Here is a 24,413-nt window from a genome sequence, read left to right as displayed (position 1 = left end):
CAAATATACAACTTATAAGCAATTAGAGACAACCTATTTTTCAATTAATATTTTTGTATTTCTACATTTTTTACGTTTTCTATCTTACCATTTAAAAACTCTTCTGCTATAGCTGCAAATCTTCCAGGAACATCTGATACATAGTATTCATATGATACTGGTTCATCACTTTCTTTAGTTATAGAGTTATTTTCTAGTATTTGTTTTAAATCTTTAGCTGTTTCTTTAGCTGGATTGACTAGTTTAATCCTTTCTCCAACTACCTCTCCTATAGTTCTTTTTAAAAGAGGATAATGAGTACATCCTAATACTAAAGAATCGATGCCTTCTTTCGTCAAATCTTCTAGATATCTTTTAGCAGTCAAAGTTGCAACATCCGTGTTTGACCAACCTTCTTCTACTATTGGCACAAATAAAGGACAAGCTTTGTCAACTATTTGTATATTTTTATCTATCTTTTCTATTTCATGATTATATGCCTTAGAATTTATTGTACCTTCTGTACCTATTACTCCTACTATCTTGTTTTTTGTAGAGTATGCAGCTGTTCTCGCTCCAGCTTCTATTACTCCTATAATAGGTATATTATATTTTTCATTGGCTTCTTTTAGACATCTTGCAGTAGCTGTATTACAAGCTATTACAATTGCCTTTACATTCTTTGATAATAAAAAGTTTATAGCCTGAAAAGTATATTTCATTACTGTTTCCTTAGATCTTGGGCCGTATGGTACTCTAGCAGTATCACCAAAGTATACTATATTTTCATTTGGAAGTATCTTAGTTATTTCTTTTAAGACTGTTAATCCTCCCAAACCTGAGTCAAACACACCAATAGGTCTATCGTTCATTAATAACACCCTCTTTACTTTTTTGAATCTAGTGCTAATTTTATAAGATTATCTATAATATCTTCGTAGTTAAGACCAGTTTTTTCCCACATTTTTGGATACATACTTATGTTAGTAAATCCTGGTAAAGTATTTATCTCATTTATAAACACTTCTCCTGAGTCCTTGTCTATAAAGAAATCTACTCTAGAAAGTCCTTTTCCATCTATACCTTTAAAAGCTTCTATAGCCATTCTTCTTATGTCAGACATAGTATTTTGATCAATCTTAGCTGGTATATCATAAGTAGATGCTCCGTCTAAATACTTATCTTCATAATCATAGAAGTCTTTTGCTGGCTTTATTTCTCCTGCTATAGATGCCTTAACATCATAGTTACCAAGTACTGCTACTTCTATTTCTCTTGCATTTATACCTTGCTCTAAAACAATTCTAGAGTCATATTTTAAAGCTTCATTTATTCCATCTAAAAGTTCTTCTCTATTAGTTGTTTTAGAGATACCAACGCTTGATCCCATGTTAGCAGGTTTTACAAATATAGGATATTTTAACTTATTCTCTATATTATCAAGTTCTTGATTTGTGTTGTTATCAAATTCCCATTTATTTGTATAAGTATATTCTACTTGAGGAAGTCCAATTTGAGAGAACACCTTTTTACAAACAAGCTTATCCATACCTACACTAGATGCTAATACTCCACATCCTACATACGGTACCTGACTTATCTCAAATAATCCTTGTATAGTTCCGTCTTCTCCATAAGGACCATGTAATACAGGGAATAATACATCTATATTTTCTACTCTTCCGTCCTCAAACCTTATACCTACTTCTCTTGATCCTGACGGTATTAAGTTAATTTCTACATTTTTATTCGCTAAATTAACCCATTCGCCATTCTTTATATTTTCTTCACTACCTTCATAGTACATCCATTTACCATCTTTAGTTATACCTATAGTAAATACGTTATATTTATTTTTATCTATATGTTTATATATAGAAGCTGTCGATAATAGAGAAACTTCATGTTCTCCTGACTTTCCACCGAATATTAAAGCTACATTTAATTTAGTCATGTGCATCACCCTTCTATTTTATTTTTATCATATCCAACATTATATGCATTTTATTATCTAAGTGATAATTATAGTTTATTTCATAAAAAAAATAAAGAAGCAAAAGCTTCTTTAATCTGTTTTACAATATATATTTAAGTTATTTAGCAAATACATGGTTTCCTATTCTCATATATGGATCTAGCGTTTTTATCCATTTGCAGGTAGCTATATCCGGATTCCAGAAGTACACCGCCTTATTAGTGGGATCCAACCCATATAAAGCCTGTTGTGCTGCTTTATATGCTGATTCTGTCGGATTCATATTTATAGATCCATCTGCCACGACAGAGAATGCATTTTTTTGATATATTACCCCTTCTATTGTACCTGGAAATCTAGAATCTCTTACTCTGTTTATTACTACTGCAGCAACTGCAACTTGACCTTCGTAACTCTCTCCTCTAGCTTCTCCTGCGACTAATTTTGATAATAACAGCAATTCTTCATTGGTAATACTTATAACTTCTTTGTTTTGTTGATTAGTTGACTCTGTATTATCATTTTGCAAACTATTGTTATATGCCAGGATTTGCTTACTTGGAATAAGTACATATGTTAAAACCAATAGAGCAGCTATTAGTTTAGCGCACCTCTCCATAGTTAAAATCACTCCTTTTTAGTCTTTATTTTTTAAAATATGTCTTCTATCATTTCAACTATTTTAAATTTAATTTCTACTCTACTCACTTTTTTATCATCTTTTTGAACTATTAGGTTATATTCATCCTCTGTTAAAGCTTTTTTTAACTTTTCATCTGTAGATTTATCTATAACTCCATTTTCTTTATCTACAAAACATAGCGGTGGAAACATTACGCACCACCAATTCTTACCTTTACCCTCACCTATTACTACCTTCAAAGCCTTATATTCTCCTGCTGGTAATACAATGCTTGAATATTGTTTTGTAGGAAATTTGCTATATTGTATACCAATCTGTACATCATAGTTATATCCATTTTTCAGAATAATATCTTTACTTATTTTCTCCAAATTTTTGTATTCATTTTTTATTATAGATTCGCTCTCTTTTATACTGCTCGATTTTGCTAATTTAGGCTCTAGATATTTTATAATTCCATCTCTTACTTTTAACTTTAATTCTTGGTCTTCATCTGTGTCACTATTCGCTATAACATGAAATCTTATTAGTTTTTCTTTATAGCTTTCAGATGCTTGATCTATTTTATTTACTTCACTATTTACAGTTATAGTCATCATTAATATTATTCCCACCAAACTTAAAACTAACATACTTAATCTAAATTTTATTTTCCTCATCATATCCTATCCCCCTCAAGATATTTTTATATTTTGAGTATGTCCAACTTAGATTAATTTATACATTTTAGCTTCTAATTTGATTATTAATACAATAAAAAAAGAAGGCTAAGCCTTCTTCTTATTACACAGTTTTATTGCTAACTGCTCTTTCTAACATAAATTGTTCTGCTTTTTCTATATGCTCCGTAGCATATTTTTTAGCTAACTCACTATCACCTTTAGCTATAGCATCTGCTATAAGTTTATGCTCCTCAACTATACTTAGAGATGAATCATAATCTGATATATATGTAACCCTAAATCTATATACTTGTTCCCATAGAGAATTTATCAATTGATGTAATCTCTTATTATTAGTTGCTTTAAATATACATTCATGAAACTCTACATCTTTTTTTAATAAAGTATCAATATCTGTATCCATAGTACTTTGCTTAAATTCTTCTGCTATTTTATATAGCTTCTTTACATCATCTTCGCTAATTCTTTCCGCTGCTAGGTATGCAGCTAAACCTTCTAGGCTTGCTCTTATTTCAAGAACATCCATAATATCTTTTAGAGACATATTTGCTACATATGCACCTTTTCTAGGTAACATTACTACTAAACCTTCTAACTCTAACTTTCTTATAGCTTCTCTAACCGGTGTTCTACTAACACCTAGTTGCTCTGCTAATTGTACTTCCATAAGTCTTTGGCCTGGCTTTAGCTTCCCCTCTAATATGGCTTCTCTTAAATTTTCAAAAACTACATCTCTTAATGGCTTGTAGTTATCTAAATTTAATTTTGATAAATTATCCATTTACCTCAATTCCCCTTTCACTACTATTTACTAAATATACTTGTTCATATTTTTTCATTAATTCTTTTTTAGCATTTAATGCATCTTCTTTGTTATTAAACAATCCAAATACTGTCGGACCACTACCACTCATCATAGCTCCCAAAGCATTATTATCTATCATCATCTTTTCTATTTCACTTATTTCACTATGCATGTTGCTAGTAACACCTTCTAAAACATTAACCATATTTTCTGCTACAGCCTTTATATCTTTATTTTTTAGGCATTCTATTAAGTATCTATTGTCCGGTCTATTGTCTATATTATTTAAATCTAATCCACCATAAACATCTTTAGTCGATACAAATAGATTCGGTTTACAAATTAATATGATTACATCTTCAGATAGTCCTTTAATATAAGTTAGTTCTTCACCTATACCTTGAGCCAATGCCGCTCCCCCTGATATACAGAAAGGTACATCTGCACCTAGTGCAAGGCCTATTTCTTGTAATTCTTTCTCACTTAAACCCAAATCCCATACCTTATTAAGCCCTACTAAAACTGCAGCTGCATTAGAGCTTCCCCCTGCCATACCTGCTGCTACAGGAATGTTTTTTTCTATAAATACCTCTATACCCTTATTTATATTAAACTTTTCCCTTAATAAAGTAATCGCTTTATACACAATATTATTATCGTCTAGAGGTATATCTCCACTATTACTTTTTATTACTATATCCTCTGTATCTGATTCTTTTATTCTTAAAACGTCCGATAAATCTATTGTTTGCATTATCATTTCGACTAAATGATATCCATCTTGTCTTTTTCCTAAAACGTCTATTGATAAATTTATTTTAGCTCTACTCTTTAATTCTATAGAATTCATATTAGCCTCCTTAATGTATATAGTATAATGCTCACGTAACTACTAACATTATACTACAAAAAATAAAATAATAGGGGATTAGAATCCCCTATTATTTTATTTTTGTATTTTTTAGTTTACTAGACTAGCTTTCTTTTCTAATATTAAACATTTGCCCGGTTTAATAGAATCTTCTACTTTCATTTCATTTAGCTCAGCTATTTCACTCTCAGTTGTATTGTATTTTTTAGCTATATTCCAAAGATTGTCTCCATCTTTGCATATATAAACAATTATGCTAGGTACTTTTGATAAGTCATATGCACCTTGATCCTCACCTTTTACAATGAAGTTTTCTAATTTCTTGTCTACAGCTTCTGTGAATCTTTTAATTTTTATACTAACATCTATTTGATCTCTATTTAGATCAACTTCTATCTTATCTATACACGCAGTATTGAATATAGTAGTAGTATCAGTGATATTTTCTATCACAGTATCATGTTCAAAAGGTATTTCTTCACTAATTCTATATACCAATCTTAATCCCTCTACAGGTACATATAGTATATCTAATTTTATTATACCCTGTATAATGCTCTTATCATCTTCTACATATGCATTTTCTATAGATATAGAAGGGCATACACTTACAATTTCTTTTATTTGTATATCATCATTATCATTTCTTATACTTTCCCTAACTATAAAGGTTTCAGTATCACAACTTATAGTTTTATTAAGCTCTATAGGCTTATTATCAAACTTAATTTTAGTATGCGGAGAATATGCATCTTGCAACACTTCTCTTGTTATTTCATCAGTAACCTTTACCTTACAACTTATAGTAGAATCTATATCAAGTATCCCTGTATTGCTTTCACCATTTTGCTTAAACGTATAATTAAAATCAGCTACTGATAATAAAGTTTCTTCTGTCATACCATCACACACACCTGGTACCTCTATAAATTGAGTAAAATCTATACCTACTCTATCTAACTCTACTAAGTCACCATCATATGTGCAAGCTAGTGGGTTTATTTCTAACACTCCACCAATAATAACCTTATTGTCTGTAACTCTACTTTCTTTTATTTTTGCATATGGATTTAAACTTATTATAGATTGTATTTCCTCTGTATTAATTGCTATAGTATCTCTGATTACACTTTCAGATTTTTCTATACCAACTATATCTTGATAACATATTTCTTTTCTATGTTTTTGTATATTTTCTACTTGAGATACATCTTTTACAATATCTAGTCTTTGCTTTTCAAATAAGCTACCTCTGATGTTCATAAGAGCACCAATTCTTATTTTTCTTTCATTCATAATAGTACAATCTACATGCTCAATCTCTGGGAATAACATATATTCCATATCTTGATTAATACTATCTTTTTCTATAACTTCATTTATGTCTATTTTTCCATCTACATTAGAAACTGTATTTTTGTCATCTGTTATATATATTACATTGTAATTAAAGCTTCCTCTGCAAACTAATTTACCATCTGCAACCTCAATTTTCTTAAGAGCTATGTAGCCTTCAGTTTTAACAATGTCATACACATCAGATTTTTTATCTGGAACAACAGCCTCTGATTCAATAAATGTCTGAAACTTTCCAAATTCTATCCTATTATCTATTTTTATTACGTCTTTAATTAATTCCATATTTTTCCCCCCCTGTTAAAATATAACTATCACACTATATTTATATTTAAAGGACAAAAAAAAAATTACACCTATTTTTAAATAGGTATAATTTTAACTTACATGTAATTTATTTTGATCTTTGAATACTTGCAACTTCACATTAGATGTTAATAAATCAGAGTAACTGTATGACACTCTTGAGTATCCATTATTTTCATCATCTAATTTTACAACAAATACACTTGGATATACTTTTTCAAGTACTCCTTTTCTAGTAACTATTTGCTTTCTGCCTTTATTTGCTTTTAAAAGAATTTTCTTTCCTAGGTGTCTCTCTAAACTCGCTCTTATATTATCTAACGTCTGAACAGTAGCCATAATATCACCCTCTTTATACATTGTATGTTTACATAATATCATATAAATGTGATTTTGTCAAATGTTCAAACTAATTATTTTATATATTTTTTAGACAAAAGTCAATAGTATTTTTATATATATACTGTATAATATTTTCCAACTATACTAATACATCATAGATTTAGGCATTGCCCATCTAAATTTACCTCTTGTTTCTGATCCTCCAACCCCTTTAATCCCTGTAACTGTCTGATCTATAACCTCTTCTATAGGAACTATTATATCTATTCTTGAACAAGCAATTTTTTCTACTACAAACACAGGATCTAATGCATGTATCATTATTCTTCCTGGTGAACTAGCATAGTTAGCCCCTGATTTTATTAAATACTCATAGTTTGATTGGCAAGCACCTGCAAATATTACCAGATTATCTAAATTAGGTTGCCATTTACGAGCTTCTTTAACTGCCTTCATAAAATTCATTGTATTTCTATAATTATTAATATCATTAACATTTCCTTTTCTAGATGTCATTGCATCATGACCAGTTATTACTAGTATATCCGGATTATGTTTTTCTAGTAATGATCTTACTTCTTTGTATTGATTTGCTTCTGGTATTGCAACTCCCACAGCTGGAATCCCTAATTGAGTATATACATCTAAACATATTTTTAAGTATTCTTTATCCCCATCAATTTGCAACACTTTTCCTGGCATTCCATAAACATTAGTATTTGATTGTAGTTTAGGTACTGATCTATTCATCTTCTTTTCTCTTTCTTTAGCCTTCTTTACTGATCTATATAGTAAACTTTCTACATCCTTATTCATTATCACATCTTCCATGCTAGGCATCTTTACTACTTCTAAGTCATCTATATATGCATCAGCAATAACTCTAAAAGCAATCCCCTTTAATATTGCTAATTTTTCGTTATTTTCATCTACATTAAATCCAACTATTTTAAAGATAATATCTTTGTTGTATGATTTTCTCGCTACTATATCTCCTATTTTCATAGTTGTCCTCCCCAATAAAATTCTTATCTTACATTCATATTATGTTAGGTCAAATTTTTTGTTCCTAATTTTGTAGAATATAAAAGATTTTTTTGTTGAAAAATAAGTGAGACAATGATAATATGTATATAAACAAATGTTTACTTTTGTAAGCAAATATTTAGTTTTGGTGGTAAATATGACTGATCGCGAAAGAGAAATTTTAAACATTTTAAAAACAGATCCTATGATTTCTCAGCAAGAATTAGCTGATAAATTATGTATAACACGTTCTTCTATTGCAGTACATATAACTAACCTTATGAAAAAAGGATATATAAAGGGTAAGGGATATATTTTAAGCAGCGGAAGTTATATAACAGTTATCGGTGGATCTAACATGGATATTCAAGGTATTCCTAAAAAAGAACTTGTTATGTTTGATTCAAATCCAGGTAAAGTCGATATATCTTTAGGCGGAGTCGGAAGAAACATTGCCGACAACATCAGTAGATTAGGTATAAAGACAAAACTTATATCTGCAATTGGAAATGATTTATATGGAAATAAAATATTATCAGAGTGTAGAAAATTCGGTATGGATGTGGATGATTGTTTTATATCTAATGAGCATTCAACTTCAATATATGTTTCTATACTTAATGGTGATAATGATATGCAGGTTGCTATATCACATATGGATATATTAGATAAGTTGGATGTAGATTACATCTCTTCAAAACATCAAGCTATAGGTGAGTCTTTAGCTATTGTTATTGATACTAACTTATCTGAAGATGTTATAGACTATGTTACTACAAACTATTCAAATATACCTATATTTGTTGATACAGTATCTACTTCAAAGTGTATGAAGATAAAAGAAATTGTCGGTCGTTTCCATACTATTAAAGTAAATAAGTATGAAGCAGAAGCTTTATCTAATATTAAAATAAATAGTATAGATAATCTAAAACAATGCTCAGAATACTTCTTAGGTAAGGGTGTAAAAAATATTTTTATAACACTTGGAAAAGATGGTGTATTCTGTGCTAATAAAAAAGAAAGTATGCATATAAAAGGTGCAACAGTTAATATAGTTAGTGCAACAGGTGCTGGAGATGCTTTTACAGCGGGGCTTGTTTATAGTTATTTAAATAATTTTGAACTAGAGTATTCTACTAAGTTCTCTATGGCCGCATCAATAGTAGCACTTTCTCATGAAAATACAATAAATCCAAACATGTCTGTAGACAATGTTGATAAAATACTTAAGGAGATGATATTATGTTAGAAAAATATTTACAAGTACATCCAGAGGTTCAAAAGGCAATAGCAGCAGGAGAGCCAGTAGTTGCATTAGAGTCAACTATAATATCTCATGGTATGCCTTACCCTAAAAATATAGAAATGGCTAAGAATGTTAGTAGAATAATAAGAGAAAACGGAGCAGTTCCTGCTACTATAGCTATAATAGATGGTGTATTAAAAGTTGGTCTTACTGAAGAAGAAATAGAATTCTTAGGAACTAGCAAAGATGTAGTTAAGGCTAGTAGAAGAGACTTACCATTTATAATATCAAAGAAATTAACAGGTGCTACTACAGTTGCTACTACAATGATATTAGCTAACTTAGCTGGAGTTAAGGTATTCGCTACAGGTGGTATAGGAGGAGTTCATAGAGGAGCTCAGGAAACATTTGATATATCAGCTGACTTACAAGAATTAGCTAACACAGATGTTGCTGTAATATGTGCAGGAGCAAAATCTATATTAGACATAGGATTAACTTTAGAGTACTTAGAAACTAATGGAGTTCCTGTAATAGGATTTGGTACTGATGAGATGCCTGCTTTCTACACTAGAAGAAGTGGATTTGGTGTGGACTACAGAGTAGAATCTTCTATGGAAGTTGCTACTGCTTTAAAAGCTAAATGGGATTTAGACTTAAAAGGTGGTATGGTTATAGGTAACCCAATACCAGAAGAATTCGAGATGGATTACGATACAATAACTAACGCTATAGAATCTGCTTTAAAAGAAGCTGAAGAAAAGAATATAGCTGGTAAAAAAGTAACTCCTTTCTTATTAGATAGAGTTAAGACTATAACTGCTGGTAAGAGTTTAGAATCTAACATAGAGTTAGTTTACAACAACGCTAAAGTTGCTGCTCAAATAGCAAAAGATTTATCTGATATAAGCAAGTAATTTATTCATAAGCAAGTAACTTATTTTAATAATCAATATAAAAAAAGCGTATCTTTTGGATCTAAAGTCCAAAGGATATGCTTTTTTATTATTTATAATACTTCTTGTATTACTCTCAATGCATTTTTATAATAGATTTTATCTATTTCATCACAAGATAAACCAGCTTTTTCAAGAGCTATTGCTAATTTGCCCATCTGAGATATATCTTCTATTTCAACATCTGAATCTATACCGTCAAAATCAGTTCCAATTGCAACAACATCAATTCCACCAATATTAATAATATGCTTAATTTGTTTTATCATATCATCTATCGTTCCTATTTTGTCTTCACCTAAAAAAGAATTATAGAAATTAATACCAGTTACTCCACCTCTATTTGCTAAAACTCTAATCATATCGTCAGTTAAATTTCTACTATGGTTCTTAACTACTCTAGAATTAGAATGAGTAGCTATAAATGGCTTTGTTGAGACTTTTGCTACATCATAAAAACCTTCATCAGATATATGAGATACATCTATCAACATACCTAGCTCATTCATCTTATAAACTACTTCAAATCCAAATTTAGTTAAACCTTTAGGTTCTTCTCCTCTATAAGAGTGAGGATACCCTATCTCATTTTTATGATTCCAAGTTAGGGTCATCATCCTAACACCTAAATCATAAAAATGTTGTAGATTTTCTATCTCACCTTCTAAAACAGCCCCCTCTTCTATAGATAATAAAGCAGATAGTTTATTATTATTTTCATTTTGCTTGATATCCTTATAATTTGTAGCTAGAGCTATAATATCACTATTTAAGCAAATTTCGTTATTAAACCTATTAGCCATAGACATGCAACGTTCAAACGGATTATCATGTTCTTTGGTATCAACGAACAGCGCAAACGTCTGAGCCAAAGAATCTCCCCTTATTAATTTATCTAAGTCCACAGAAAATTCATTACATCTTAATCTAAAACATTCATTTTCCATAAGTTTATAAATAGTATCACAATGTAAATCTATCAATTTCATATTCTCAATCTCCCCTATATCCATATATTTATATTAAAATAGCTGTCTACTAAGGACAGCTATTATTAATCTTCTTTTAAGTTCGGTATTACTTTTTTTACTTCTTCAATCTGGTGCCATGTTTTTTCTAGATTATTTTGATTCACAAATTCTTTTACCTCAGTTAAAGATGCGAACTCTTTTACTGATAAATCATCTTCCTCATCCATAAATCTTAAAATAAACATAAGTTTACCTTACTTTCCACAACACTTCTTGTATTTTTTACCGCTTCCACATGGACAAGCGTCATTTCTTCCTACTTTGTCTTCTTTAACTACAGTCTTAGCACTTTTGCAAGCTTTAGCTATTTCTTTTCTCGTCGCTTCTGGTAATATTTCTTCCCAACCTTTTAAGTTGTATAACCAATGAGCTTCTACAGCTATCATATTGTAGTATAATTTTTCCCAATCTATTTTTATAGATATAGCTTTGTCAGCTTCTATAGTTTCTAATTCTATTTCTTCTTTTAAACTTTCGCTTATTCCATCTATGAATCCCATGATGTATTCATTAGTAGTGTTGAATTTAGCAGCTAATTCAGTTACAGTACCTTCAACTGTATCCATTTTATTGTTTAATATTTCATTGTATATTTCAGCTTCTACTTTTAAGTACTCTTCCCAGAACTTTATTTCCGCTTCTTGGCTTTCGTGATTATCGCTTAAGTTTCTCCATTCAGTATATAAACTCATATGTTTATCCTCCTAATTATATCTCTTTTCATATAAAATATTTTTGTTTAAAGTTTTAACAACTCTTTATTATATCATAATTATTAAATTAACTCTTATATTATATCATAATTAAATAATTCTTTTAATACTTTTATAGCATACTCCTGATCTATGAAAAATGGACTGCTAGCTATAGTTATTACTTTTGCTTTTTTAATAAGTTGCTTTATTTTTTTTATTTTTACGTCATAGGGTATGTAATCCATATCTTTAGAGAAAATATCTAAATCTATATCTAAAACAAACTCTCCTTCTATATCTAGCTCAAATCCATAAGAACTATCAATTATAACTACCTCTGAAAATAGATTATGTTTTAGTGCAGGTTGTATAAAGTTACCTACATTTAGAACATTATTAGTATACCTAAATACATCATCTATATTATCTATATCAACATCATAGTCATATGGCTCTCTCATATCCTTATGCTGGTCTATATGAACCAACTTGCATTCTTTTGTAAATTTCCCCATATTAAAGCTTTTTATCCAAAAATAAAATGCATGGTTGTGATTATCAAAAATATAAATATCTTTATTATCTAAATTACTCATTACCATGTATTCTAAGCCTATTGCACTTATTTCTTGTTCTTCATCTATTTCATTAAATACAACCTTATCTCCTACCTTAACATTACTGAAGTTCCCTTTTATTAGCTTTGGAACATATATTTTTTTATTTTTTCTATATTGGTAGGAAAATTCATTATTTCCAATAGGTTCCTCTATATAAAATCCTATATATTTATCCATAATTTCTCCTCTAAAATTTTATTTTTCATTATATGTATTAACCTATTATACTATATAAATTGTATCAATTTATATTTAAAATCCTCTATTTATAACAAATCCATCCGCTTCTACAGGCATATAGCTTACTCTATTATTTGCCTTAACTTCTCCAAAAAATACTACCCAATAAGGTCTAAAGAAACTTTCAATATTAATAATCTTAATATCTGGAACTCCACCCATAAATCTATGTGTGATTCTCATAGCCATTTTATTCGCCTTACCTCGTACTCTACTTTCATCTTTATCACTATACTGGACTATATCTCTATTAATATTTTTAACCTTTATAACCTTAGGTACATCATTTACAACACTACCCGATCCTGTAGACCCATTAATTAGTATTTTAATTATATGAGTTTTATCATGTTTATTGGATTTTCTAAATCCTGATTTATTGTATCTTATTTCTATAGTTACCAACTTAAACTCTATATAATGTAGTCTAACCTCATGAGCATCTTTTTTCATAAGTAATAGTTTACTTAAAAAAGACCCTCTACCCTTTTTAGCTATATCTACAGCATCTTCTTGTGTAAGCTTTAATGGTAATGCATTTATCTCCATCTTATATCCTTCTTTTCTGTAAGTTATTATTTTTTAATCATTTTATAAATTCTAAATAAATAATCAAAGAAAATTAATATTACTGCTACCATAACACCATATGGAATTATTTTGCCTATTATAAAATCATTTTTTGTTACTATACCATAAAATATAAACCCAGTTACTAAAAAGTATAATAAAACTAAAAAACCATCTATACCAAACCATTTTATTTCTAAATCTTTTTTTACTTTAGATACTAACTTAGACATATTTATTACTCCTTTTATAATCTATTTTCCGTATTTAAATTTTTACCAATCCTATTTCCAATACACCATGCAATAAATGATAGTGGTATAGCTATTATAAGTGGCTCTAGTTCAAAATTTTGTATTGGGAACATCTTAAAGTATCCAAATGAAACTCCTCCTACAATCATAGATAGAATACCACCCATAGCAGTTCTTCTTCCATTTCCTAACAGGCCGCCAACTATAGGTACAAACGCTGATCCCATCCATATACTACCTACAAAAAGACATGCATCATAAACGTTTTCAAATCTAAATGCAACACTTAATCCCATAACAGCTGCTAAACAGACGCCTATTCTTGTAAGTTTCACTAACTGCCTTTGAGATAATTCTTTCTTAGTTAATCGTCCATATATATCGTTAGCTAGTGTCGCGCCTGCTGCAAGATAATAGCTATCTAATGTAGAAATTATAGACCCTAATATCCCTATAATAAATATTACTCTTATTCCCTTTGGTAAAGTGTCTAATACTAAAGTTATATATCCTGCCGCTGGTGGTATATCTGGATAGGTAGCTCTTACAATAAGCCCTGTTATAGTTAATACTAAATCAAAACATATCCATAGAGTAAAACAAGTTAATAAAGCTCTTCTTCCTACCTTAGGAGAGTCCGCTGCTGAGAACCTTTGATAGAAAGTAGGATCAGAATATGCTCCAAACGAATAAACTATAAGCATTAGCGCCTTCATACCTGACATCCCCTGTGTTGGATGCATAAGCTGAGGTGCATCTTTGAGAGCCTCCGTTAGCCCTTGAAATCCACCAATTTGCTCAAACTGCCCTGGCATAACCATAGTAAGACCAAATACCATGCAGAAAAATAATACCATATCAGTTATGGCAACTCCCATAAGTCCACCAAGCACTGTCAACAATACAACTATAATAACTAAAATAAACCCTATAGTTTCTTTATCTATCCCCCAGGCAACTTGACCAATAGTACCCATAGCCGTTATTTCACCAAGTTGAGCGCAGTATATAAACATCAAAACCGCTCCAATTATTGCAACATGTTTTCCGTAGAATCCCTCCAGTAAATCAGGCACCGTTATATCTGTCCTTATATGAATTTTAGGTCCAACCCAAAGCGCCAATGGCATCCTACCAATATGAGCTGCTATTGACCAAATTGCCCATGCAGACAATCCATATATAGCTGCATACTCGACACTTCCTACCGTTCCAACGCCTCCGTACCATGACGCCACAAGAGTACCTACTATCAATGACCACGGCAAGCTACGATTTCCTAAATAATAACTTTCCATATCTTTTATATTTCTAGAAAAATAGTATCCTACTCCTAATAATAACAAGCCAAATACTACTATAATTGCATTTTCCCAAGATGTTAGCATGTTTATCCTCCATAAATTTTAAGCGCAAACTTTTCAGTATAAACTCTAATTAGTTTTACCACTATCAAAATTCACTATTATTTTTAATTAAACTTTACATTTTTTTACAATATATTTTTATAAAGTGTAATAACTCTACCCACCTTTAACAAGGTGGGTAGAGTTGTATTAATTTACAAAACCACTTCTATACAGTTTGATTTTGTAGTGCTTCTTTTTCTTTTTTGTTTATTTTATTTAACATATATGTTGCAAATACCCCTATTAAAGCACATACTACTGAAAGAGCAAATATATAAGTATATCCTGTTTGCCCAAATTTATCTAGCCAACTTCCTGCAAGAGTATAGTAAAATGCATCTGGAGAAAATCCTATAAATGATGCAAATCCAACTACAGCACCTGTTGTTTCTATCGATATATTAGACTCCGATACCGAAGCAAAATATATTCCTCTGAAAGCAAATAGTATTGCACTTAATACTAACATATTTATAACTGCTATCACCATAAACCCTTTATCCTTAGGTATAACTAAGTAAGCAGCAGCACTTATAGCCATTACTATAAATCCTATAAACATAACTTTTATAGATGATCCAACTTTGTCTGTTATTATACCAGCTGCAGGAGAAGCCCCCATTTTTATAACATAAGTTCTAACTATTGATAAAGCAGAAACTAAAGTCATTGGCATTACATATACTTCTGATAAGTACGGGCTTAAGTATGTTAAGCTCGAGAATACTAGATATGTTGAGAATATTATAAGACCTATTAACCAAGCCTTTGGCATAGTTACAACTTTCATCACAGACTTAAAGCTTGCACTCTCTTCTGATGACTTATTTTCTTTCTTTTCCTCTACTAAGAAAAATAATAAGATACCACAGATTATAGATGCTGCTGAATATAGCCAAACAACATACTTAAATCCAACAGTTATTTCTGCGAATTTACCAAAGAAATATAATCCTATGAAAGATATTAATGTACCTGATATCCCCGATAACCCTTCATAGAATCCAAATATTCTACCTTGCTCTGATTCACTACCTTGCATTCTTACAACTTTAACTGAAGCTGAGAAAAATGTTAATATTGTAGTTATTCCCCATAATACAAATGTTAGAAGTATCATGTTATAAGAAGGGAATGTTGAGAAATAGAATCCTAACGCCCCCGAAGCAACTAATGAAAAAGTTAATAGTAGTCTAACTGAGAATCTATCAGCAAACCATCCTCCTACAAAGTATGATACCATCCCTACTAGTCCATATAAGCTTAGTAAGTTCCCTATTTGAGTATGAGTTAATTGTAATGCTTGTTGCATTGGATCATAGAATGACGACTTCATGTACGGTAAGCTATACATTGCCGTCGTTCCAAATGCCAATATAAATATTATCAAGAACCTTTTAAAATTCTTTTGTTTTTCCATTTTTGTATCCTCCATTAGTCTATACCTTTATATATGAATCGATTTCTTAGTTATTTTGTCCATTGCTTGCTTAAAATCATTTATAATGTCTTTTGATGATTCAAGCCCAGTAGCTATCCTTATTAGATTTTCACCGTTCATTTGAACTAAAGTATGTTCTTCTCCTAAGCTAGTAGCTATAGTAGCTAATTCTAAAGAGTTCACCAACTTTCTACTTGCTTGATCTCTAGTTAATCCATTTATTCCGTCTTTTAATTTAAATGAGACTATACCTCCTCCTAAGCCGTTCATTTGAGTTTGGCAAAGGTCATATTGTGGATGAGACTTTATACCTGGGTATTTTACTAACTCAACACAATCTTCTTCACTTAGGAATTCAGCTACTGCTAATCCATTTTCACAGTGCTTTTTCATTCTCATATCTAAAGTTTTCATACCTCTTAATATCATCCATGCGCTCATTGGAGGTAACGATGCACCAGTAAAGCAACATAAGCTTGGCCATCTAACTAAGTCTATTAGTTCTTTAGAACCAACTACCGCTCCACCTAGAGTATCTCCATGACCATTTATAAATTTAGTTAAACTATGAACTACTAAATCTGCGCCTAAATCTATTGGTTGTTGTATTATTGGTGTTGCAAAAGTACTATCAACCATTACTATACTCTTATTTTCGTGAGCTATATCTGATATAGTCTTTATGTCAACTAAATCAAGAGATGGGTTTAGAGGACTTTCTATATAAACTATTTTAGTATTTGACTTTAAAGCATTTTTTATATTTTGAGGATCCATAGCATCAACAAATGTAACTTCCACATTAAATTTAGTTAATAGTTCACTCATAAATAATTTAGAATGAGAGAAAATTCCATCTGAACTTACTATATGATCTCCACTTTTTACTAAAGCTAATATAGCAGATGTTATAGCACCCATACCTGATGTACTTACAATTGCACTTTCTGCATTTTCAAGCATAGCTAGTTTTGATTCTAGTTCTGTTAATGTTGGATTACACTCTCTTGTATAGACATACCCCCAAGTTCTACATAACTCTTCAAAGTGTTCTACTGAATTCGCAGCAAATGTAGCTGTTTGGTATATAGGGCTTGCTAATGATCCAGTAGCTGGATCTGGCTTATGTCCCCAGTGAATTATTTTTGTTTCTAGATCATGATTAAGATTATTACTCACTTTTCATTCCTCCTATAGTTATCTTAAATAACGTTTTCATAGTTAAATTTCAACCTGTATTTTTACTTTATTTGATTTATACAATACAATTTATAATATAAATTTATATTCATGTTTATATTAAGCTTTACGACAGTTTTTTCTGTTTTTCGCTTATCTATTTATCATTATAAAGTCTATAGTTACTATAGAGTCAACAATATAAGTAATTTTTTCACAATTTTTTCGTGATAAATCTTACAAAATTGTCAGTAAAGTATAATATGGCCGTAAGGCTTTTTTATTATTTGTTTAGTATAATAAATTTATAGCAAATAAACTTTAAGATTTATTTAAGAATACAATCATAATAATTTAAGGTTAAGGATTTATAATACATTTACAAGTTAAATACTAAGGAGGAATTACAATGATAACATTAGCATTAGCAATAATAATATTATTCCCTTTCATACTTACTTTTACAGCATACGCTTTAACAGATGGATTAGCATTTCAAGGAGATAATATTGATAAGAATATAAATGATTTAGAATTAGTTCATATCTAATCTAAAGTTTATTATAAAAAATACAGCGTAGAGTTAACCTAGTTTATTAGATTAACTCTACAAAATAAAAATGTCCTATAGTAGATACACTACTATAGGACATTTTTATTTATTCTTAGACAATAGTTTAAAACATCTATATATTTCTATTACAATGCTCAGTCTAGTTTTAAACCAAGCATCTTAAGTCTATTTCTCTTCTTTTAACTTGTATTTGTATCTCAGTTAGAAGTTCTTGCTCATTACTAGTAGATAGCGGGTCTATTATCGGAATCTCATATATACTATCTTCCACTGGTATTCTTTTATATTCTATATAGTTTATAAGTTTTTCAAAGTGTTCATAGTTCTTACTATATGGACCTTTATAAGTCATACATATAAACTCTCCAGAAGATATTTCTTTTATATATTTTTGAGCTTTGTTATTAAATAACTCTCTTTCAACAGTCACAAAACTATTTTCATAAGTAACCTTTTTATCTTTAATTACTTTTTCCATAGATACTAAACCACTTACGCCTCCATAAAATACAGATATATTTTCTTCTAATATATTAGCAATTTGTCGCCTTGAAAGCTCCATAGTTTCTTCATGACTTAATCCAATCTCATAATCCATAGATAAAATACTTCTATTGGGTATATGTTTCCTAATTATATTTCCTACTTCATCTACCTTAGTACCTTTTTCAACAGTTTCTCTTTTTGTGTTTAGTACTTTCTTAATTAGTTCCAGCTCTTTTATTTTTTCATCAACTATATCTATTTTATTAGTTAATAACTTTAATATTTCCTCATTATTTTCCTCTAATTTGCTTTTTATTTCTTTTAGAGGCATACCTAGATATTTTAAATACTTAATTATATCTAATTGAGAAAATTGATCTATTGAATAATATCTATAATTACTTTCTTGATCAACATAAACAGGCTTAAACAAGTCTATCTGATCATAGTATCTCAAAGTTTGTATACTTATTTTGTGAAGTTTAGCCATTTCGCCTATGGAAAAGTACTTAGGCATATAATCTCAACCCCTAGATGACTTATTTTTTAGATTCACCAAATAAGTTCCAAGGATACTCATTTGGTGGCTCACAAGTAAACTCTAGCTTTTCCTTTGTCGTAGGATGAACTATCTCTATTTTATGAGACCATAAAGATATTTGTTGTCCAACTTTATTTACATCTTGTCCATATCTTTGATCTCCAAATAAAGGATGCTTTCTACTTGCAAACTGTACTCTTATTTGATGAGATCTTCCTGTTTTTAAGTCAATCTCAACAAGACTAAATCCTTGTTTAGTTCCTAAAGTTTCATAATCTAATATAGCATCTTTAGCTTCTTTGTGATTTTTGTTAACTACAGTCACCATATTAGTTTTTTTATTTTTATAAAGATAATCTTTTAAGGTGTCATTATTCTTATTCATTGTTCCATGTATAACAGCTCTATAAGTTTTCTTAAAAGTCTTATTTCTAACTTGCTCTGATAGTCTAGATGCAGCTTTTGAAGTTTTTGCAAACACCATAATACCACCAACTGGCCTGTCTAATCTATGAACCAGCCCTATATAAACATTTCCAGGCTTATTATACTTATTCTTAACATAGTCCTTTAATAGGTTAACCATATCTTTATCATTTGTGTCATCACCTTGAGAAAGTATATTTACTGGCTTTTCTACTACTAATAAATGATTATCTTCGTATATGACCTTAATCATTACTTAGACTCCCATCTTCCAAATATACCACAAGGAAGTACTTTACCATCTCTTGAAGCTGGTAGTCCTATTTCTCCTCCGTATATTTTTCCACCTTTTGCTTTTTTAGCAACAGTAGCATCTAATATATGCTCAAGAATTATTGGTGATAAACCTGTAGTATATGAGTTTATTAAGAAGAATAATGGCTCATCTGATAATACTTTTGTACATAGATCAACTAATCCATATAACTTTTCTTCTATTTGCCATACTTCACCTTTTGGTCCTCTTCCGTAAGATGGTGGATCCATTATTATAGCGTCGTATTTGTTTCCTCTTCTTACTTCTCTTTCAACAAACTTAACAACATCATCAACTATAAATCTTACTTTTCTATCTCCTAGTCCTGATGTTTGTACATTTTCTTTTGCCCAAGCTACCATACCTTTAGAAGCATCTACGTGACATACTTCTGCTCCTGCAGCTGCACAAGCCACTGTAGCTCCTCCTGTATATGCGAAAAGGTTTAATACTTTTATTGGTCTCTTTGCATTTTTTATTAAATCCATTGACCAATCCCAGTTAGCTGCTTGCTCTGGGAATAATCCTGTATGTTTAAATCCTGTTGGGCTTATATTAAATTTTAAATCCTTATAGCTTATAACCCATTTTTCAGGATATTTCTTTTTATGTTCCCATTGTCCTCCACCTCTAGCACTTCTGTGGTAATGACCGTGAGGATTCTTCCATAAAGACCATTCTGATGCCATTGGCCACATTATTTGTGGATCTGGTCTTCTTAATACGTAGTCTCCCCATTTTTCTAATTTTTCTCCGTTACCCATATCTATTAATTCATAGTCTTGCCATTTATCTGCTAATAATAACATCGTCTGCCTCCTGTAAAATTACTCTTAATCTTATGTATTATACCATATAATCGCTTATATTTTTGGTATTTTCCTTACTTTATATTCTTATAGGTTTTCTCTTTTTCCTTATCATATTTAATCAATACTAAAAATATAATAACTTTGTATTAATTTATAAAATTTAATACTATATATCAAAATATTATTGCCAATATATCTATTCATAAAATACATTTTAATAAAATTTTGTGTATTATAACAAATTTATTAACTATATATTTTATTTTCGCATAGTATATTGTAATTGATTTTTATAAGGGGGGAAACTTCTATGGCAAGTTCTCAAGATATGTGGAGTTGTATATATAACCTATTATTTACTCAATTTAATCAAGATTTTGGCGTAGAAAATTTATTTAGATATAACCTACAATATCCTGTTTTTTATAACCTTCAAAATAATTATTTTCGTGTAGATCCAGAAATATTAAACAATATAAGTTCTACTATCAAAACAGATGTTTATGATTTTAGAGATGGTTTATTAGAGGAGAAAAATGATTATAATAATTCGTCTGCTCAAAATGCTCTTCCAAAGAGAAATTACACTGTAACATCAAACTATGCTGTTACATTCAGTAAAAATCATATTTTAAGCGTTATTTTAGATTTAAGAGGAAATGCTGGAACCTATGGCCCGAGGTATGATGAATTAAATAACTATAACTATGATTTACTTAAAGGAAATATAATCACCCTAAAAAATATTTTTAATGAAGGTGTTGATTATATCAGACTTATTACTGATTATGTAACTAATAAAATAAATCAAAATAAAGATTTATATTACCCTAATATTACTGTTGAAATACCCAATGACCAAGCATTTTATCTAACTGATGATGGTATCGTTATATATTTTGGAGTAGATGAAATAGCACCTGAAGAGTTCGGTATACCTATGTTTAAATTAAACTTCAATAATTTTGCGCCTTATATAAATACTCGTTTATATTGTTCTGCACAAAATCTTTCTAGGAGAAAACTTCACAGAAGATTTTAACGTTGTTTCCTATATAAAATAAAAATCACAAGTACTTTAATTTGTACTTGTGATTTTTCAATCTATAATTTATTATTCAGCTATATTATACACTTTTAATCCAGCATTTTTTATGTCTTTCTTCTTAACATCTACTAATGCTTTTAAAGTATCTAAAGATGTCATAACCTCTGTTGAAAACTCAGTCGCTATCCTTCTTATCTTAAACCCATCTCTTGTAGAATCATTTCCTTTAGTAGGAGTATTTATAACTATATCAACTTGCTTATTTCTTATCGCATCTAATATGTTTGGTCTAGCTTCTTCTACTCTATTTACTATAGTAGATTCTATTCCATTTTCTTTTAGTATTTTTGCTGTTCCTTCTGTAGCTACAAAAGTATATCCTAGTTCTTTCATATCTTTAGCTATTGCCATAAACTCTTCTTTATCATAGTTATTTACAGTTGCAAGTACAACGCCTCTCTTATCAGACATTTCTTTACCTGCAGCTATAAACCCTTTGTATAAAGCTTCTTCTAGATTTTCACCTACACCTAAAACTTCTCCTGTAGATTTCATTTCAGGTCCTAAGCTTATATCTACTCTAGCTAATTTTGACATTGAGAACACCGGAACTTTAACTGAAACTAATTTTGGCTCTTTATAAACCCCTGTTCCATATCCCATATCTTTTAATTTTTCTCCTAACATACATTTAGTAGCTAAGTCTACTATAGGTACATTACTTACTTTACTTATATATGGAACTGTTCTACTTGCTCTTGGGTTAACTTCTATTATATATAATTCATTTTGGAACTCTATAAATTGTATATTAACCATTCCAAGTACATTAAGTTCTAATGCGATTTTCTTAGTATAGTCTAATATCTTAGCTTTTATGTCATCATTTACATTTTGGCTAGGATACATTGTTATACTATCTCCAGAGTGCACTCCAGCTCTTTCTAAATGCTCCATTATACCTGGTATTAATATATCTGTACCATCACATATAGCATCTACTTCTATTTCTCTACCTGTTAAGTACTTATCTATAAGTACCGGGTTTTTCTTATCTCTTTCAAATGCACTTTGTAAGTACGATTCTAACTTATGCTCTTCATAGTTTATTTCCATACCTTGACCACCAAGTACATAAGAAGGTCTAACAAGTACAGGGTAACCTAATTTAGTAGCTTCCTCTATACCTTCTTTTACTGACCATACAGCTTTTCCTTTTGGTCTATTTATATCTAATCTTTCTAATAAATCATCGAATTTTTCTCTATCTTCTGCTGCATCTATATCGTCAAAGTCAGTACCAAGTATCTTTATATTCTTTTCATTTAAGAACTTAGCTAATTTTATTGCAGTTTGTCCACCAAATTGAAGTATAACTCCATCTGGATTTTCTTTTTCTATTATGTTTAATACATCTTCTTCTGTTAGTGGCTCGAAGTATAATTTATCAGATGTATCGAAGTCTGTACTTACTGTTTCTGGGTTATTGTTAACTATTATAGTCTCTATTCCCATTTTTCTTAAAGATTTTACACAGTGAACTGAACAGTAGTCAAACTCAATCCCTTGACCGATTCTTATTGGACCAGAACCTAGAACTATAACTTTTTTCTTGTCACTTATTTCAACTTCATCATATTGCTCGTAAGTTGAATAGTAGTATGGAGATAATGCATCGAACTCTCCTCCACAAGTATCAACCATCTTATAAGAAGGCTTTATATTATATAAAGTTCTTAATTCATAAACTTTACCAGGACTTATTTTCATTAGGTCTGCTATAGCTTTATCTGAGAATCCTTTTTTCTTTAATTGAAGTAAGTAATCTTTACTTAATTCTTCTATTTTCATTCCTTTTAGTTTTTCTTCTTGCTCTACTATCCACTTGAATTTATTTATAAACCACTTGTCTACACCTGTGATTTGCTCTATCATTTCTAACTTATAGCCTCTTCTTATCATTTCAGCTAAATCGAATAATCTTTCATCATCTGGAACTACTACTCTAGATTTTAATTCCTCTATACTTCTTTCTTCTGAAGGAGCATGAACTAAAGAGTATTTTCCTATTTCAAGAGATCTTATTCCCTTAAGTATAGCAGCTTCAAAGTTGCTTCCTATACTCATTATCTCTCCTGTTGCCATCATTTTTGTTCCTAATTTTCTGTTTGCTTGCTTGAATTTATCAAATGGCCACTTTGGTATCTTAACTACTACGTAGTCTAAAGTTGGCTCGAAACATGCATAAGTTTTCTTAGTAACGGCATTTTGTATTTCATCTAATGTGTATCCTAAAGCTATTTTTGCTGCAACTTTTGCTATTGGGTAACCAGTTGCCTTAGAAGCTAATGCTGATGATCTACTAACTCTTGGGTTTATTTCTATTATTGCATATTCTAAGCTGTGAGGGTGAAGTGCTATCTGTACGTTACATCCACCTTTAACTTCGATTGCATTTATTATATCTATAGATGCTTTTCTAAGCATTTGGTATTCTTTATCGCTTAAAGTCTGGCTAGGAGCGACAACTATACTATCTCCTGTATGAACTCCTACTGGATCTATATTTTCCATATTACA

The 24,413-nt window shown here is 30.1% G+C and carries 26 protein-coding genes; 4 read left to right on the top strand and 22 right to left on the bottom strand.

Annotation, left to right across the window (positions count from 1 at the left end):
- Nucleotides 1-44: 44 nt before the first annotated feature.
- The 9 genes from murI to yabG form a co-directional block, all read right to left on the bottom strand.
- Entirely contained in the window at nucleotides 45-851 is an 807-nt protein-coding gene (gene murI, locus CHL78_RS14650) for a glutamate racemase (RefSeq protein WP_094368864.1), read from the bottom strand.
- Between the two features lie 14 nt (nucleotides 852-865).
- Nucleotides 866-1,933, bottom strand: coding sequence for a D-alanine--D-alanine ligase (locus tag CHL78_RS14645; protein WP_094368865.1), 1,068 nt, complete (start codon nucleotides 1,931-1,933; stop codon nucleotides 866-868).
- Nucleotides 1,934-2,072: 139 nt separating this feature from the next.
- Nucleotides 2,073-2,573 carry a cell wall hydrolase gene (locus CHL78_RS14640; protein WP_094368866.1) on the bottom strand — a complete coding sequence of 167 codons (501 nt, stop codon included), beginning with the start codon at nucleotides 2,571-2,573 and terminating at the stop codon, nucleotides 2,073-2,075.
- A 32-nt stretch (nucleotides 2,574-2,605) separates the two neighbouring features.
- Nucleotides 2,606-3,259, bottom strand: coding sequence for a stage II sporulation protein R (gene spoIIR, locus CHL78_RS14635; RefSeq protein WP_243446453.1), 654 nt, complete (start codon nucleotides 3,257-3,259; stop codon nucleotides 2,606-2,608).
- Between the two features lie 121 nt (nucleotides 3,260-3,380).
- Entirely contained in the window at nucleotides 3,381-4,061 is a 681-nt protein-coding gene (locus CHL78_RS14630; protein ID WP_094368867.1) for a GntR family transcriptional regulator, read from the bottom strand.
- Nucleotides 4,054-4,935 (bottom strand): 4-(cytidine 5'-diphospho)-2-C-methyl-D-erythritol kinase, encoded by an 882-nt coding sequence (gene ispE / locus CHL78_RS14625; protein ID WP_094368868.1) that lies wholly within the window; start codon nucleotides 4,933-4,935, stop codon nucleotides 4,054-4,056. The genes CHL78_RS14630 and ispE overlap by 8 nt, the downstream gene beginning before the upstream one ends.
- Nucleotides 4,936-5,046: 111 nt before the next feature.
- The gene (locus tag CHL78_RS14620; protein WP_094368869.1) at nucleotides 5,047-6,597 is read right to left on the bottom strand and encodes a DUF3794 and LysM peptidoglycan-binding domain-containing protein; all 1,551 of its coding nucleotides are present in this window, start codon (nucleotides 6,595-6,597) and stop codon (nucleotides 5,047-5,049) included.
- A 93-nt stretch (nucleotides 6,598-6,690) separates the two neighbouring features.
- Nucleotides 6,691-6,957: a Veg family protein gene (locus CHL78_RS14615; RefSeq protein ID WP_094368870.1), complete on the bottom strand. Its 267-nt coding sequence runs from the start codon at nucleotides 6,955-6,957 to the stop codon at nucleotides 6,691-6,693.
- 147 nt (nucleotides 6,958-7,104) lie between these two features.
- The gene (yabG, locus tag CHL78_RS14610) at nucleotides 7,105-7,965 is read right to left on the bottom strand and encodes a sporulation peptidase YabG (RefSeq protein ID WP_094368871.1); all 861 of its coding nucleotides are present in this window, start codon (nucleotides 7,963-7,965) and stop codon (nucleotides 7,105-7,107) included.
- A gap of 178 nt (nucleotides 7,966-8,143) precedes the next feature.
- On the opposite strand from yabG, the gene CHL78_RS14605 reads away from it, so the two are divergent.
- Together CHL78_RS14605 and CHL78_RS14600 are read left to right on the top strand one after the other, a co-directional pair.
- Nucleotides 8,144-9,238 carry a PfkB family carbohydrate kinase gene (locus CHL78_RS14605; protein WP_094368872.1) on the top strand — a complete coding sequence of 365 codons (1,095 nt, stop codon included), beginning with the start codon at nucleotides 8,144-8,146 and terminating at the stop codon, nucleotides 9,236-9,238.
- Nucleotides 9,232-10,152, top strand: a complete 921-nt coding sequence (locus CHL78_RS14600) for a pseudouridine-5'-phosphate glycosidase (protein ID WP_116041512.1) — start codon at nucleotides 9,232-9,234, stop codon at nucleotides 10,150-10,152. The genes CHL78_RS14605 and CHL78_RS14600 overlap by 7 nt, the downstream gene beginning before the upstream one ends.
- A 92-nt stretch (nucleotides 10,153-10,244) precedes the next feature.
- On the opposite strand, the gene CHL78_RS14595 is transcribed toward CHL78_RS14600, so the two are convergent.
- The 9 genes from CHL78_RS14595 to CHL78_RS14560 form a co-directional block, all read right to left on the bottom strand.
- Nucleotides 10,245-11,180, bottom strand: coding sequence for a dipeptidase (locus CHL78_RS14595; protein ID WP_094367675.1), 936 nt, complete (start codon nucleotides 11,178-11,180; stop codon nucleotides 10,245-10,247).
- A gap of 65 nt (nucleotides 11,181-11,245) precedes the next feature.
- Nucleotides 11,246-11,389: a hypothetical protein gene (locus CHL78_RS21015; protein WP_199534066.1), complete on the bottom strand. Its 144-nt coding sequence runs from the start codon at nucleotides 11,387-11,389 to the stop codon at nucleotides 11,246-11,248.
- 27 nt (nucleotides 11,390-11,416) lie between these two features.
- Complete coding sequence (locus tag CHL78_RS14590; RefSeq protein WP_094367673.1) at nucleotides 11,417-11,914, bottom strand: SEC-C metal-binding domain-containing protein; 498 nt, start codon at nucleotides 11,912-11,914, stop codon at nucleotides 11,417-11,419.
- Between the two features lie 95 nt (nucleotides 11,915-12,009).
- Nucleotides 12,010-12,714, bottom strand: coding sequence for a peptide arginase family protein (locus tag CHL78_RS14585; protein WP_094367672.1), 705 nt, complete (start codon nucleotides 12,712-12,714; stop codon nucleotides 12,010-12,012).
- A 75-nt stretch (nucleotides 12,715-12,789) separates the two neighbouring features.
- A complete protein-coding gene (locus tag CHL78_RS14580; RefSeq protein ID WP_094367671.1) occupies nucleotides 12,790-13,326 on the bottom strand; it encodes a hypothetical protein in 537 nt (178 codons plus the stop codon).
- A 26-nt stretch (nucleotides 13,327-13,352) separates the two neighbouring features.
- Nucleotides 13,353-13,580: a hypothetical protein gene (locus CHL78_RS14575; RefSeq protein WP_094367670.1), complete on the bottom strand. Its 228-nt coding sequence runs from the start codon at nucleotides 13,578-13,580 to the stop codon at nucleotides 13,353-13,355.
- Between the two features lie 14 nt (nucleotides 13,581-13,594).
- Entirely contained in the window at nucleotides 13,595-14,989 is a 1,395-nt protein-coding gene (locus CHL78_RS14570) for a sodium:solute symporter family protein (RefSeq protein ID WP_094367669.1), read from the bottom strand.
- 187 nt (nucleotides 14,990-15,176) lie between these two features.
- Nucleotides 15,177-16,430, bottom strand: coding sequence for an MFS transporter (locus CHL78_RS14565; RefSeq protein ID WP_094367668.1), 1,254 nt, complete (start codon nucleotides 16,428-16,430; stop codon nucleotides 15,177-15,179).
- Between the two features lie 27 nt (nucleotides 16,431-16,457).
- A complete protein-coding gene (locus CHL78_RS14560) occupies nucleotides 16,458-17,630 on the bottom strand; it encodes a trans-sulfuration enzyme family protein (RefSeq protein ID WP_094367667.1) in 1,173 nt (390 codons plus the stop codon).
- A gap of 409 nt (nucleotides 17,631-18,039) precedes the next feature.
- On the opposite strand from CHL78_RS14560, the gene CHL78_RS20815 reads away from it, so the two are divergent.
- Nucleotides 18,040-18,180, top strand: coding sequence for a hypothetical protein (locus tag CHL78_RS20815; protein ID WP_158540710.1), 141 nt, complete (start codon nucleotides 18,040-18,042; stop codon nucleotides 18,178-18,180).
- A gap of 169 nt (nucleotides 18,181-18,349) precedes the next feature.
- Here CHL78_RS20815 and CHL78_RS14555 read toward each other — a convergent pair whose 3' ends face one another.
- From CHL78_RS14555 to CHL78_RS14545, 3 genes are read right to left on the bottom strand one after another with little or no spacing between them, the layout of a single operon-like run.
- The gene (locus CHL78_RS14555; RefSeq protein ID WP_094367666.1) at nucleotides 18,350-19,207 is read right to left on the bottom strand and encodes a MerR family transcriptional regulator; all 858 of its coding nucleotides are present in this window, start codon (nucleotides 19,205-19,207) and stop codon (nucleotides 18,350-18,352) included.
- 22 nt (nucleotides 19,208-19,229) lie between these two features.
- Nucleotides 19,230-19,910: an RluA family pseudouridine synthase gene (locus CHL78_RS14550; protein ID WP_094367665.1), complete on the bottom strand. Its 681-nt coding sequence runs from the start codon at nucleotides 19,908-19,910 to the stop codon at nucleotides 19,230-19,232.
- Nucleotides 19,910-20,782, bottom strand: a complete 873-nt coding sequence (locus tag CHL78_RS14545; RefSeq protein WP_094367664.1) for a class I SAM-dependent methyltransferase — start codon at nucleotides 20,780-20,782, stop codon at nucleotides 19,910-19,912. Before CHL78_RS14545 ends, CHL78_RS14550 begins: the two co-directional genes overlap by 1 nt.
- Nucleotides 20,783-21,095: 313 nt before the next feature.
- On the opposite strand from CHL78_RS14545, the gene CHL78_RS14540 reads away from it, so the two are divergent.
- Nucleotides 21,096-21,827 (top strand): DUF3298 and DUF4163 domain-containing protein, encoded by a 732-nt coding sequence (locus CHL78_RS14540; protein WP_094367663.1) that lies wholly within the window; start codon nucleotides 21,096-21,098, stop codon nucleotides 21,825-21,827.
- A 72-nt stretch (nucleotides 21,828-21,899) separates the two neighbouring features.
- Here CHL78_RS14540 and carB read toward each other — a convergent pair.
- Nucleotides 21,900-24,413 (bottom strand): carbamoyl-phosphate synthase large subunit (gene carB, locus CHL78_RS14535; protein WP_116041509.1); only part of this gene is annotated, 2,514 nt, incomplete at its 5' end.

The organism is Romboutsia weinsteinii (assembly GCF_002250835.2).
Taxonomy (GTDB): domain Bacteria; phylum Bacillota; class Clostridia; order Peptostreptococcales; family Peptostreptococcaceae; genus Romboutsia_A; species Romboutsia_A weinsteinii.
Note: the sequence above shows the minus strand (reverse complement) of the source record. Positions and strands in the feature narration are given on the sequence as shown.